Origin of the sequence: Sphingopyxis sp., assembly GCF_036402335.1 — a bacterium.
In the GTDB taxonomy this organism is placed as follows: Bacteria; Pseudomonadota; Alphaproteobacteria; order Sphingomonadales; family Sphingomonadaceae; genus Sphingopyxis.
Window position 1 is genome coordinate 1 of record NZ_DASWTD010000481.1, and the last position, 13187, is coordinate 13187.

At 66.1% G+C, this 13187-nt stretch carries 13 protein-coding genes; 3 read left to right on the plus strand and 10 right to left on the minus strand.

Going from position 1 to position 13187, the window contains the following annotated elements; genetic code table 11:
- Window positions 1–163: 163 nt before the first annotated feature.
- The 6 genes from VGD20_RS15700 to VGD20_RS15725 are packed head-to-tail and all read right to left on the minus strand — an operon-like array spanning window position 164 to window position 7093.
- Window positions 164–1468 carry a hypothetical protein gene (locus VGD20_RS15700; protein ID WP_331135347.1) on the minus strand — a complete coding sequence of 435 codons (1305 nt, stop codon included), beginning with the start codon at window positions 1466–1468 and terminating at the stop codon, window positions 164–166.
- Complete coding sequence (locus tag VGD20_RS15705) at window positions 1465–2448, minus strand: glycosyltransferase family 2 protein (protein WP_331135348.1); 984 nt, start codon at window positions 2446–2448, stop codon at window positions 1465–1467. Before VGD20_RS15705 ends, VGD20_RS15700 begins: the two co-directional genes overlap by 4 nt.
- A complete protein-coding gene (locus VGD20_RS15710; protein WP_331135349.1) occupies window positions 2445–3572 on the minus strand; it encodes a capsule biosynthesis protein in 1128 nt (375 codons plus the stop codon). The genes VGD20_RS15705 and VGD20_RS15710 overlap by 4 nt, the downstream gene beginning before the upstream one ends.
- On the minus strand, window positions 3569–5449 hold the full coding sequence (locus tag VGD20_RS15715) for a polysaccharide biosynthesis/export family protein (RefSeq protein WP_331135350.1): 1881 nt from the start codon (window positions 5447–5449) through the stop codon (window positions 3569–3571). Before VGD20_RS15715 ends, VGD20_RS15710 begins: the two co-directional genes overlap by 4 nt.
- On the minus strand, window positions 5449–6252 hold the full coding sequence (locus VGD20_RS15720; protein ID WP_331135351.1) for an inositol monophosphatase family protein: 804 nt from the start codon (window positions 6250–6252) through the stop codon (window positions 5449–5451). The genes VGD20_RS15715 and VGD20_RS15720 overlap by 1 nt, the downstream gene beginning before the upstream one ends.
- A gap of 28 nt (window positions 6253–6280) precedes the next feature.
- Window positions 6281–7093: an aldolase/citrate lyase family protein gene (locus VGD20_RS15725; RefSeq protein ID WP_331135352.1), complete on the minus strand. Its 813-nt coding sequence runs from the start codon at window positions 7091–7093 to the stop codon at window positions 6281–6283.
- A 264-nt stretch (window positions 7094–7357) separates the two neighbouring features.
- On the opposite strand from VGD20_RS15725, the gene VGD20_RS15730 reads away from it, so the two are divergent.
- The 3 genes from VGD20_RS15730 to VGD20_RS15740 are packed head-to-tail and all read left to right on the plus strand — an operon-like array spanning window position 7358 to window position 8694.
- Window positions 7358–7906 (plus strand): M23 family metallopeptidase, encoded by a 549-nt coding sequence (locus VGD20_RS15730; RefSeq protein WP_331135353.1) that lies wholly within the window; start codon window positions 7358–7360, stop codon window positions 7904–7906.
- Window position 7907: 1 nt separating this feature from the next.
- The gene (locus VGD20_RS15735; RefSeq protein ID WP_331135354.1) at window positions 7908–8423 is read left to right on the plus strand and encodes an RNA polymerase sigma factor; all 516 of its coding nucleotides are present in this window, start codon (window positions 7908–7910) and stop codon (window positions 8421–8423) included.
- A 49-nt stretch (window positions 8424–8472) separates the two neighbouring features.
- Window positions 8473–8694, plus strand: coding sequence for a hypothetical protein (locus tag VGD20_RS15740; protein WP_331135355.1), 222 nt, complete (start codon window positions 8473–8475; stop codon window positions 8692–8694).
- Window positions 8695–8716: 22 nt separating this feature from the next.
- Here the strand turns inward: VGD20_RS15740 and VGD20_RS15745 are convergent, their stop codons facing one another.
- The 4 genes from VGD20_RS15745 to VGD20_RS15760 all read right to left on the minus strand — a co-directional run.
- On the minus strand, window positions 8717–9895 hold the full coding sequence (locus tag VGD20_RS15745; RefSeq protein ID WP_331135356.1) for a dipeptidase: 1179 nt from the start codon (window positions 9893–9895) through the stop codon (window positions 8717–8719).
- On the minus strand, window positions 9892–11463 hold the full coding sequence (locus VGD20_RS15750) for a serine hydrolase (RefSeq protein ID WP_331135357.1): 1572 nt from the start codon (window positions 11461–11463) through the stop codon (window positions 9892–9894). Before VGD20_RS15750 ends, VGD20_RS15745 begins: the two co-directional genes overlap by 4 nt.
- Complete coding sequence (locus tag VGD20_RS15755) at window positions 11460–12599, minus strand: hypothetical protein (protein WP_331135358.1); 1140 nt, start codon at window positions 12597–12599, stop codon at window positions 11460–11462. Before VGD20_RS15755 ends, VGD20_RS15750 begins: the two co-directional genes overlap by 4 nt.
- On the minus strand, window positions 12596–13187 hold a 592-nt coding region (locus tag VGD20_RS15760; protein WP_331135359.1), incomplete at its 5' end, for an NAD-dependent epimerase/dehydratase family protein. The genes VGD20_RS15755 and VGD20_RS15760, both read right to left, overlap by 4 nt.

Genomic DNA, 13187 nt, shown 5'->3' on the forward strand with positions numbered 1-13187 from the left:
CTGAGCAGCACGACCTCGGCATTGCTCTTCGACCGCGCGAGCGCCTCGAGCATCCAGCGGCCGATGAAGCCCGTGCCGCCGGTCATGAAGATGCGCGCGCCATCGAGGCCGTCCCAATAGGGTGCGAGCTGGCCATCGATCGCGGCGAGGTCTTCATCGAGGATCATGCCGGCACCAACCCGAGCGACGGACGCTCCACCCGGTGCGCGCGCGCGACGCGAACGATGCTGTCGAGCGACAGTGCCCAGACGATCAGGACGACCAGTCCCGGCCGGACGAAATGCCCGGCGGTCAGGCCGAAGCTCGCGGTGACCGTGCGATCGCCGAGCCAGCTGTTGCTGGTGACGTCGAGCACGGTCGCAAGCGGCCAGTCGCCGACAAGGCAGAGGAGATAGGCGGCGACGATCGCTAGGATCGGCCCCGCGCCCTTCCATGTCTCCATCAGGACAAGGAACAGCAGGAACAATTGCGTGTAGCCGCCGGGAGATTGCGTCACGAGATAGACGCCGAGCAGGATCGCCGACACGCGGTGGAGCGGCAGCGCCTTCGGCTGGAGCCATGCCGCGGCGAGCGCGGCGAGCGCGACGAGCTGTGTCGAGCGGATCACGATCGGCACCAGATATTCGATCGTCTCGACGAGCCGCGACGGCACGAATTGCAGCAGCGGTATGTCGAGCGTGCGGAACATCATGAACGGCGCGTAGCTGGTCGAATAATTGACTTCATTCCACACCTGCGCGCCCTGGAAGACGACCCAGTTGGCGGTGTTCGACGCCAGCTCCATCGGCGTGCCCGACCCGATCAGCGCGAGCGTGACGAGATAGAGCGCGACCGTCGCGATCCCGGCTGCCTCAAGCGGGCGCCAGTCGCGCTTCACCGCATGCGCGAGCATCGGGAGTACCAGATAGGGCTTGAAATTGATCGTGACCGCGGCGGCGAACCAGCGCCACGGCTTCGACGCAGTCACGGGGCCGTGCGCGATCATGAAGAAGGCGAAGGCGACGAGGATCAGGTTGCCGCGTTCGACCGTGAACAGCATCGGCAGGCCGAGCGCGATCGCGATCGTCCGCATCGGCGCGGTGCGGCGGTCGAGGCGGCGGAAACATATCCATGCGAGCACGACATCGACCACGTAGAAAGCATGGATCGTCGAACGCGCCAGCCAGTCGCAATCGCGCGCGTAAAAGGGCGACTGGAGATAGCAGCCCGGCAGGCTGGTCGCGTCGAGGAAGACGAAGGAAAGCGGCGGATAGATGCTCCGCCACACGTCGTAGATGCCGCGATTATTGGCCCAATAGGCGGTGTTGAACCAGTCCATGTATGTGTCGTTGGTGTCGAACACGAAGGGCTGCGGCAAGTAACCGAACTCAAGGAAAAAGCGCAGCGTCCAGCCAAGGCTCGCGGCCACGCCGAGCGCGAGCAGGATTTCCGCGGCGAGCGGCAACAGGCGGGCGCGCGGCGCGGTCACGGGCGGCGGATGAGCGTACGCGCGGCGGGCTGCTTGCGCGCCGCGGGAAAATTGATCCGTTCCTGCTCGATCACCAGCGGCACGCCGCGGCTACGCTCGGCGAGCATGCGGACCTGCTCGCCGAGCAGGCCGAGAAAGAGCAGCAAGACCGCGAAGGTCGCGAAGCCGAGCGCCAGACCGAGCAGCACCCAGAAGGGCCCATCCAGCACCAGCGCAACCGGGGCGGCAAGCAGCAAAGCAAGCGCGACGACGCCGACGTAAAGCGAGAGGTACAGGGGTAGCCGCAGCAGCGATTTTGCCGATCCCGCGAGCCCCGACAACGCGAAGGAGGCGAGCGCTGCGACGCCGTTCTTGCTCTCGCCCGCCGCGCGTTCGGGCCGGTCGAAGGGGACGAGTACCAGCCGGAACCCGCTTTCGACGACCATGCCGCGGAAGAAGGGCTCGGGCTCGTTCCAGGCGGCGAGCGTGTCGATCACCTCGCGGTCGAACAGGCCGAAACCGGTCGCGCCCGGGATCACCGGATAATCGCCGAACCGCCGCAGGAACCCGTAGCCGAGCCAACGCACCAGGCGCAGAAGGGGCGACGCGCGCTCCGACCGCCGCTGTCCGAGCACGACCTGCGCGCCGATGCGCCATTTGCGCATGAATTCGCCGATCAAGGCGGGCGGGTCCTGGAAATCGGCGCACATGCCGACCACCGCACGGCCCTCGGCCTGGTAGAGGCCATAGGTCGGCGAGCGCATCTGGCCGTAGTTGCGGTTGTTGAAGATCACGCGGATGCGCGGGTCGGACTCGCAAAGGTTGCGCATGATCGAGCGTGTGCCGTCGGTCGAGCCATTGTCGATCAGGATGATCTCGTGGCTTTCGGCATGGCTTTCGGCCGCCGCCGTGACCGCTGCACAGATTGCCGCGACATTCTGCGCCTCGTTGAAGCAGGGAATGACGACGGACAGTTCGGGGATGCCATCGTCCGCGGTCACGCTGTCGGATCCCTGCCGCGCGCCGGGAACAGCCGGATGCCGGTCGCCGGTGCATAGATTTCGGTGAACAGCGCCGCGAGAATCACGAGCACGAGCAGCGCGGCCGCGGCGATATTATATTTGCGGTCGGCATCGAGGCGCGCCGCTTCGAGGACCTGCACATTCGATGCGGTTTCGCCGGCCAGCGTTTCGACCGCCACTTCCTCCGACGAGCGCGCGTAGACATCGTACAGCGCCTGCGCGAAACGGTAATCGCGATAGCGGTCGAGATATTCGCCCGACACTTCGCTGAGGCCGGCGACATTCGGGCCGGCGGGCCCGGTACCCGCCTCGGCGCTGCGCGCGACCTGCGCGCGGAGCGCGGCGACCTCGGACTGGACCGCCATCAATTGCGGATTTTCGGGCCCCTGGAATTTCTGCAAGGTCTGGAGCTCGACCTGCTTCGCCTGCAACCGCGCCTCGAGCCCCGCGCGTACCGACAGCGCGGCGCCGAGTTCGGCCTGCGGTTCGGCAAGCCGGTTGCGGCGCCGGAAATCGTTCAGCGCGGTCTCGGTGGTCGCGACGCGCTCGGCGGCTTCCTTAAAACGCTCGGCCACGACCGCGCGCTTGCGCTCGACGCGGTCCTTGCCGAGCGCGACGATGCGGTCGCTGATCGCACCGACATAGGCGCGCGTCAGCGCTTCGGCCTCGTCCGCGTCATGGGTGCGGACCTCGACCTCGATGATTCCGCCGGTCAGCGAATGGACGTCGACCTTTTTCGCCAGCGCGACCCGTGCCCGGGTCGCCGACGCATAGCCGCCCTGCCCGACGAGCTTCAGCTTGCGGATCACCGCATCGCTTACCTCGCTGCTGCGACCGACCGCGAGATACATGTCGGTCTGCTGCTTCGCACCGCCAAACAGCGACGCAAAGCCCTGCAGCTGCCCGCCCAGCGCATTCATCATCGAACCGAGGCCGATGCTGTTATTATCCTGCGGCAGCACTTTCGCGCGCGCGACATAGGGCTGCGGAAAGATGGTCAGCAATGCGAGGATCAGGGCGGCCAGCGCATAGGTGCGGCGGCGCAGGCGCGGTTCGGCAACGAACGCCGCGGCGCGCTGCCGGAGGGTGTCGGCCCGACTCATTTCGAGATCGCCGCGATCGACGCGGCGCCCACCAGCCCGCTGAACAAGGTGCCGGTGATGTCGCGCAGCCGTGCCCAGAACTCGCCGCGGTCGGCATCGATCGGCACATAGACGAGGTCGCCGGGGAGCGCCAGCGCACGAAGCGCCCGCTTGCCGCCCGCGAGCACCGTGCCGTTAGCGCGCACGACGAATATCTCGCCCTTGTCGCCGATCTTCTGGATCCCGCCCGCCGATTTGACGAAATCTTCGACCGTCGCACCGCCCCGATAAGCGAAGGAGGCGGGGCTCGGCACCGCGCCGAACACGCCGACCGTCACCGGCCGCGCCGGGACATGCACGATATCGTTGTTTTCGAGGATCAGGTCGCCGGGCAGCGTGACCGCGTCGACCGGCAAGTCGAAAACGAGGCGTCCATCGGGTTCGCGGCGGCGGAGCTGATCGACGATATTTTTGATCAGCGCGAGATTGCCGGGCTGGGCAAGCTGGGCACGATTGACCGACGTCACCGGCTGCGCCGCGAGCAGCAGTTCGACGTCGTCGATCGCGCGGTCATAGCTCAGCCGCTGCTGATGCTTGACGCTGTCGCGTGTGATCACGCTGGCATAGGGGAAGGCTTCACGCGTCAACCCGCCCGCCTGGGCGAGGACGTCCGCCATCTGCGTTCCGGGCTGGACATAATAGCGGCCGGGGCGCGCCACCTCGCCGCTCAGCGTCACCAGCACCGGCTGCTGATGCAGCGGCCGCGCGATGCCGACCTGCGACAGGACACGCACGACGTCGCCGCGCCGGGCTTTCGTGGTCCCGGCGTCGGTCGCGGAGACTTCGCGCCAACCCGCGTCGGCACCGCTCATACCGTTCAATACCATCAGCCGGCTGTTGTCGGCGACGCTGTTCACCCCACCTGAATACAGGACCGCGTCGGTCAGCGTTTCGTCGGGGGCGAGTTCGAAGATCGCCGCGCGGTTGACGCTGCCGATCACCGCGACCTCTTCGCCCGCAGGGGCGATATAGATGACGTCGCCGTTCTGGAGCACCGCGTCGCCGCGCTTGTCGCCCTTGAGCAACAGGTCGTAGAGATCGAAATCGGAGATGAGCTGGCCGCCGCGGCGGAGCTGGATCGAGCGGAAGCTGCCGCCCGCCGCCGGACCGCCCGCGGCGAGCACCGCGTTGACCAGCGTCGACAGGCTGCTCGCGGTATAGGAGCCGGGGCGCGCGGCAAAGCCGGTGACATAGACGGTGATGCCATGCTGGCGGCCGATCGCAACCTCAAGGTTGAAGCCGCGATACTGGCGCGACACCTGCCGCTCGATCACGTCATGGAGGTCGCCATAGCGGATACCGCCGACGGCGATCGCGCCGACGCGCGGAACGAAGATGCGCCCCTCGCTGTCGACGACGAGGCGCAACCCCGACGCCTGCACCGACCCGGTGATCCCGAGCAGCAGTTCGTCGCCCGGATTGATGCGATAGTCGGGCGGGATCGCGGTGGTCGGCGGTGCGGTGAAATCGCGCGCGGAGGGGAGCAGAAGCTCGGATCCGAAGCGGCGCAGCGGCTGGCCCGCAAGGGTCGAAACATAAGTTTCGAACTCGCTGGGCGGCGTCGCGATAACGGCCGGTTTTTGCGGAAGGTCCATGCCCGCGCCCTCGGGACGCTGCGGCATGTCGCCGTCGAGGACGACGGGGGCAATCGCGGGGACATCGACCGGCGGAACCGCAATCTGCTCGGCCGCGCGGCGCTGCGCTATGTCACCGCGTCCGCTACCGCCCTGACCCGCGCCGGCATCGACCGGCGATGCCAGTTGCGCCGCCGACGGCACGCCGAACTGCAAGGAGGCCGCCAGCAATCCCGCTGCCAGCAGCGCCAAACCCCTGATCATCAAAAACTGTCCTCCAGATCGAGCAGGCCTGCGGCCGGGTCGAGAATCAAGTCGGCCGCCATGCCCCACAGCTCGGCATCGGCCGCCGCAAGCACGCCCTTGCCGGACGCGCCGATGCGATAGGGCGCACCATCCCAATGGGTGATCTTGCCGCCCGCCTCGGTCAGGAACAGCGCGCCGGCGGCATGGTCCCAAGGCAGGATGCGCTGGAACAGCGCGACATCGTCCTGTCCCAGCACCAGCCGGACATAGCTTTCGGCGGCGCAGCGCGGCACGGGCTGCACGTCGAGCGTGCGCGCGGCGAAATCGTGCAGCGCGGCGCGCCGTTCGGGCGGCAGGAAATGCGAACCGAGCGCGGCGCGCGGTGGCGAACGCCGCACGTTACGCGACGGCACCGGCTGGCCTTCACAGGTCGCGCCTTCGCCGCGTCGCGCGTGACAGAGGCGGCCGCTCAGCGGATCGAGAATCCAGCTTTCGACGGGCTCTCCATCCTCAACCAGCGCAATCATCATGCCAAAGGGAAAGCGCCCCGCAGCAAAGTTGGCGGTGCCGTCGAGCGGGTCGATCAGCCAGACTTGGCCTTCGCCGACGCGCGACAGGAGGGCGGGATCGCGGCTCACCGCTTCCTCCCCCACAATGCGCGCACCAATACCCAGCGCGGCGAGGCCGTCGTAAAGCCGTTCCTCGGCCTCGCGATCGACGATCGTCACGACCTCGCCGGGGCTTTTTTCGGCGATTTCACCAGGCGCGAGCGAGCGGAAGCGCGGCATCACCACGCTGGCCGCGACATCGCGCATCAGCATCGAAACCTTTTCACCAACCATGGCGCGATTACGCGGCGACGCGCGCCAGATGCCCGCGCTTCGCGACCGCACTCCGCTCCTCGATCATGCGGATGCGCGCCAGATCCTCGTCGGCGATGCTGCGATAATAGTCGCGCTTGTTCTTCAGCCAGTCGAGTTCGAACGCCACTGCGTTAGCGATCCCCGCCTCGAAATCTTTGCTTTCAACGGCGGCACCGTCGAAAACGACCTTGCGCGTTTCGAAGCGATCGAGCCGCACAGTGCGGATCTCGCGCAGCGCCGGTGCAGCCTCGACCGCGACCGAACCGCCGACGACGAGTTCGAGATCCCGCTCGGCGCAGGCCTCGGCTACGCGAAGGACGGCGTCGGTAATCGCGCGATCGTTGATCGCACCGCGCGGCAAGCCGCGCGACAAGGTGAAATCGACACGGCCAAAAACGATGCCATCGACCTCGCCCGCGGCGAGCGGGAGCATCGCATCGAGATTGGCAAGCGTCGTTTCGGTTTCGAGGTTGAACAGCATCTGCGTGCCGTCGCGCTCCGCGCCATAAACCTTGCTGCTCGCATCGACGAACTTGGAGAGCGCATAGGGCGTCTCGACCATCGGCGCGATGATATAGTCGGTGCCATAGAGTTTCGACGCATGGAGGTCGGAAACCGCCTCGCACCCGCCGATCTTCAGCGCGAATTTGAGGTCGGCGCGCCAGGTCAGTTCGAGCAGGCGAAGCAGCTCGTCGGGACGCGTGCCTTCGGCCTCGAACTCGGCCTTGATGGCAACCACGCCATATTGGTCGCGACCCTTTTTGAGCATGTCGAGCATGCGACGTTCCGTGGAATTCATCTTCCGTCTCCTTCGATGCAGAAAGGCTAGTGCTATGGTCAGAGACGAAGGGAGACGCCCGGTTCCGCAAGGATTTCCGCGAAACTATTTTTTTGCGGGCCGTACCAAGGGCGCGCCGAAGGGGCTCCGTCTTATTAGCGCATGCCCGTACGCTCCGCCTTTTATCCGTTGCTTGCGCTAAGCTGTGCCTGCGTAACCGGCATCGGCCAGGCGGCGGCGCAGTCCACCCTTCCAGGCGGCGACAGCGAGGCCTTTCGAAAGCGGATGACCGATTGGTCGGCGCCCGAACCCGAACCGGTATTTGTCCCGCCGCGGGAGGTCGCCCCCCGGACGACGATGCCGCGGCTGTCGTCGCCTTATGGCTATCGCGCCGATCCCGTCCACGGCGTGGGACGGATGCACTATGGTCTCGACATCCCGGGACCGCTCGGCACGCCCATTCTGGCGTCGAGTGACGGCCTTGTCGCCTTTGCGGGGCTTGCCGGCAGCTATGGCCAGATGGTCGAGATCGACCATGGCGGCGGCCTCAGCACCCGCTATGCCCATCTGTCGCGCCTGCTTGTCCGGCCGGGCGAGCGCGTCGGCCAGCATGAAGCCATTGCGCTGATGGGATCGACCGGGCGTTCGACGGGCAGCCACCTGCATTTTGAAGTGCGCGTCCATGGCCGGGCGACCGACCCCGCCCCGCTCCTCGGCCCGCCCTCGACCTCGCCCATGGTTCGCGTGGCGGCTTTCGATCCCGCGCCGCATGTCTCGGATTTTGCCCGCCGCCGCGCGCCTGCGTCCGACGACCGCCTCGAAGGAGCGCGTTAGGATGGAACCGCAAGCCGGAACCAGCGGACTGCACGCGACGCTCCTCAACGAGCGCGGCAGGCTGCTGCGCTTCCTCGCCGCGCGCGGCGCGACACATGACGCCGAGGATGTGCTGCACGATTTGTGGCAGAAGATAGCCGCAGGGCCCGAGCGACCGGTGGCCGATCCCGTGTCCTATCTCTTTCGCGCTGCCGAAAATCATATGCGCGATATCCGCCGCGCAACAATCAGCCGCGAGAAGCGGCAGTTCGACTGGCAGGGCCTTGGCGATGCGCCCGAAGACGAACCCGCCGGCGAACGCATTCTGATCGCGCGCGAGCAATTGCAGCACGTGCAGGCGGCGCTCGCGTCGCTGGGATCGCGGGTCGATCATGTCTTCCGCCGCTATCGCCTCGACGGCGTCGGACAGGCCGAAATTGCGAGCGAGCTCGGCATGAGCCTGAGCTCGGTCGAAAAGGACCTGCAAAAGGCGTATCGAACGCTCGCCGAATTGCGGATAAAATTGAATACGGAATAGGCGTTCGGGTTTCGTCATGCCATAGGACCCTGCATAACAGGGGAAGGGCATGACGACGCATCAATCCGAACTCAATGAAGCCGCCCGGCTATGGGCGATGCGCGTCGCCGACCCCGCGTTCGACGACTGGGACGAGCTGACGCGGTGGCTGGAAATCAGCCCCGCGCACCTCGCCGCCTATGAAGCTGCCGTCGAGAGCGACGAGTGGGCCGCTGCCATGCTGGCGGAGGAAGACACGGCGAAGGAAAATCCCCGCCAGCGCCGGCCCTGATAAAGCGCCGGCGCCGCCCCGATCATTTCCCCTGCGCAGCGAGGATGCGCAGGATGTTGCCGCTCCACATCTTTTCGATATCAGTGTCCGAGTAACCCGCGGCTTTCAGACGTTCGGTGACCTTGGGCAGCGCCGAGATATCCTCGAAACCGGGCAGCCCGCCGCCACCGTCCCAGTCGGCGCCGAAACAGATATGGTCGACACCGCCGACTTCGATCGCGCGCAGCACCATCTTCATATAGGCATCGAAATCGGCCGCCCAGAGCTTCTCGGTCTTGTCGAGCTCGCGCCATTTGCGGTTGAGGTCGGCCTGATCGGCGGCTGCCATTCCTCCGATATGCTCATATTTGCCGAACAGTTCGGCGCGCGCGGGCGACATGTTCATCTCCGACATGAAGATCGTCGAGATGCACATCGCACCGCCCTTCGCGGCGAGCGCCTTCAGCCGTCCCTCGTCGAGATTGCGCGGGTGGTCGAACGCCGAGCGCAGGCTCGAGTGCGAGAGCAGGATCGGATATTTCGACAGCGCAAGAATCTGGTCGAACGCCGCATCGGATGAATGGCTCGCGTCGATCACGATGCCGAGGCGGTTCATCTCGGCCACCCACTGCTTGCCGAGCGGGCTCAAGCCCTTCCAGCGCCCTTCGCCCGTTGCGCTGTCGGCGAACTGGTTGTCCTTCGAGTGCACCGGCCCGGCAAGGCGCAGGCCCTTCTTGTAGAATTCCTGGAGCAGCGACACGTCTTCACCCAGCGGATAGCTGTTCTCCATCGACTTGAAGGCAATGAGCTTGCCTTCCTTGTTCAACCGCACCGCGTCTGCCGCGGTCAGCGCGGGCGCAATCGTGCCCGCATTCGCCGCGATGGTCCTATCGATCAGGTCCGAGCGCTTGCGCGCGAAAGCGAGCGCATCGGCATAGCCCTTCGTCGTCAGCGGCCCCTGGTCGGTGTAGATGGCGAAGAAGCCACCATCGAGATTGCCGTCCTTCATCCGCGGGATGTCGAGCTGCGCCATGTCTTCGGCGAGCGCGTGGCGGTCGGCGAAGCTCCAGCCGGCACGTTCGAAATGGAGCGGCGTGTCGAGATGGGTGTCGAGGACGAGCATCCGGCTGTGCAGTGGTGCCTCCGCTTCTTTCGGCTTGTCTCCCCCTGTCGAACAGGCCGTGAGCGCGGTGGCAGTCAGCAATATGGCGAAACGCTTCACTTCTTGTCCTCCACGGGTTTCAGGTCGAGATCATGATAGTCCCAGCTGAAGTCGGCAATCTTGCTCACCGCCTTCAGCGTCACGCCGGTGATCTTGCCCTCGGCATCGAGCGCGAAGGTCACATAGGCGGGCTCGATCGCCGGATCGTCGAAATCGGTGACGAAGCTGTCATATTGCCAATGTTTGAGCCGCCCCGCCATCTGGGGTGTCGAGGTGAAATCGATCGTCAGGCCGGTCGGTGCCTGCCCGATCACGATGTCACCATACCAGGGATCGCGGTAGCGGCCCGCATAGCGCGCCAGTTCGAGCGAGGGACCGCTCTTTGCCGGCGACGCCTTTGCCTGTTTCAGATATTCGACGCCGCCCGCGAGCCGCGACTGATACCAATCCTCCCATTTCTGGATCCAGCCATAGTCGGGCTGGTCCAGATAATGATCGAGCAGATCGTAGGTGAGCCCGAGCAGCATGCCGCTGTCCTCGCTGTTCATCATGATCGCGAAGCCGACATTCCTGTCGGGGATCATCACGACACGCGTGATCGAACCGAACACCCCGCCGCCGTGCTGGATGATGCGGTGGCCGCGATAATCCTGCACCTGCCAGCCGAGCGCATAGGCCTGCTGCGTCGGCTGCGCGGGCTTGAGCTGGTCGGGCAGCGGGCTGATCGGCATTGGGGTGACGGGCGCCCACATTTCGGCAGCCTGTTCCTCGCTGAACAGGCGTTTGCCGTTTGGCAGCGCGCCATGCGCAAGCTGGATCTTGAGCCACGCCGCCATATCATCGGCGCTGAGTGCAAGGCCGCCCGCGGGTGCGCCGTTGCGGCCGAGTTCGTCGCGTTCGTTGAGCGCCGCCTGCGGGCCGAGGCCGCGCAGCGCGCCCGACAGCCGCGCGTGCGGCCACGACCGGTTGGGGATACGGAAGCGGTCTTCGCTGTCGCTTGTCGCATTCTTCATCCCGCCCGCACGCAGCACGCGCGCGCGGATGAAATCCTCCCACGTCTGCCCGGTGACTTCCTCGATCAACTGGCCGGCAACGGCATAGAGGATATTGTCATAGGCATAAGCCGAGCGGAAACTCGTCTTGGGCTTCAGGAACGCGACGCGTTCGGCGGTCTGCTTGCGCGTGAGGTGCGTGCGCGGCACGAACATCAGATCGCCCTGCCCGAGCCCGAGCCCGCTGCGATGGACGAGCAGGTCGCGGATCGTGATTTCGCGCGTGACCCACGCGTCATACATGCGGAACCAGGGCATATGCTTGATGACGGGATCGTCCCACGCGATCTTGCCCTCGTCGACGAGGATCGCAAGCGCGGCGGCAGTCATCGCCTTGCCGGTCGAGCCGGTCTGGAAGATCGTCTGCTCGTCGACCGGTGCGCTCTCGCCGATCTTGCGCACGCCCCAGCCGCGAGAGAGCGTCGTCTTGCCGTCCTCGACGATCGCGATCGACACGCCCGCCGCGCCGACCTTCTTGCGCAGCACCTCGACGCTTTCGCCGATATCAGCGGGCGGTTCGGCCCATGCGGGCACGGCGGCCGACAGCATCAGCGACAGGGCAAGCAGGCGTTTCATGGCAAGGCCTCCATATGGGGAGCGGTGGACGGACGCAGCAGGCGCCACGTCCCGATGGTGACGAGCGGCAGGACGAACACCGCGAGGAACAGCCAGGCGAGGAAGCGGTATCCGCTCGCGATGAGGTCGACGAGGCCGATCTCGCCCGCGACGAACATGCAGCCGGTGAGAATCACCGCGCCGATGATCGCGCGCGCGCCGGTCGAGAGCGGCGGCCGGCCGCGGCTCTCGATCGCGCCCGAGATACGCTCGTTGATCGCATGCACCGACCCCGCGCCGCTTTCGAGCAATGCGGCGAAGATCATCACCTGAAACAGGATGTGGAAACCCGGCACCGTCATCTGGCGGAGCAGGAAGTCCGAGGGCAAGGTCTCGTCGCCGATCGCGGGATAGAAGGCCATCATCGCGACGAAGAAGAGGATCGCGGGCAGCATCGACAGGGGCCCCGCGATCAGTCCGGCGACGACGGCGTCGCGCTGGTGCCTGAGGTGCCGCAGCACGGGCAGGATCACCACCGCACCGACGATATTATAGCTGGCATAGGTGAGCCCGCCCGCCATCCAGTTGCCCGACGGCGGGGGCGCGTTCGCGAAGCCCTGCCCGATCAGCCCGCCAAAGCTGGCGAGCGCGAGAACGAGAAAGAGGCCGTAGACGGCGTAGAGCAGGATCGAGACATATTTGAACATCTGCTCGACCACGCCGGTGCCCCATGCGGTGACCGCGACGATCGATACGGCGAGCAGCAGCACGCCGGCAAGTTCGGGCCAGCCGAAGGTTGCCGCACCGATCGCGCCCGCCGCGGCGCCGAACACCGCAAGGATCAGGACGACGAAGATGATATAGGCGATCTCGAACGCGATCCAGGCGGGGCCAAGAAGCCCCTTGAAAAAGCTGCGATAATCATAGGCGCCGAGTTTGAGCGCGAGCGCAAAGGTCAGCGCCGCGACGACGCTCCAGATCAGCGTCGCGAGCAGCATCGCGGACAGCCCGCCCCATGGCCCCGACGGCACGAAATATTCGGCCAGTTCGCGCCCGGTGGCATAGCCGCCGCCGATGATCACGGCCTTCAGCGCAAAACCGGGCAGCAGGTAGCGCTGGAACCAGCTCGACCCGCTGCCCGTCTCGCCCACACTCACGCGAGAATGCTTTCGACGAGCGCGTCGAACGGAGCGCCGCCGCGGATTGGATCGGCGACGGGAAGGCCGAGGCGATCGCGTTCGGCCGCCATCAGCGCCTCGGCCGCGTCGGCGTCAAAACTCGACGTGTTGAAGCTCACCCCGCCGCAGCGGATCGCGGGATTGGTCCGGCTGCCGAGGCGGATCGTCATGTCGATGACCTCCTCCAAAGATGGCAAGGCAAAGCTTTCCATGCCGAGGATCACGCTGCGCGTCGGATCATGGCACACGACAAACACATCGGGCTGGCTGCCATGGAGCAGGCCGAGCGACACCGGCGCATAGGCCGGGTTGAAGATCGACCCCTGCCCTTCGATCACGTCCCAATGCGTGTCCGGCGCGTCGGGGCTCAGCATCTCCGCCGCCCCCGCCTCGAAATCCGACACCACCGCGTCCATCGGCATGCCGCCGCCCGCGATCATGATGCCCGTCTGGCCGGTCGCACGAAAATCGGCTTCGAGGCCGCGCGCCACGAAGGCACGATGTAGCGCCAGCGCTGTATATTTCTTGCCGAGCGCACAGTCGGTGCCGACGGTCAGCAGCCGCTTG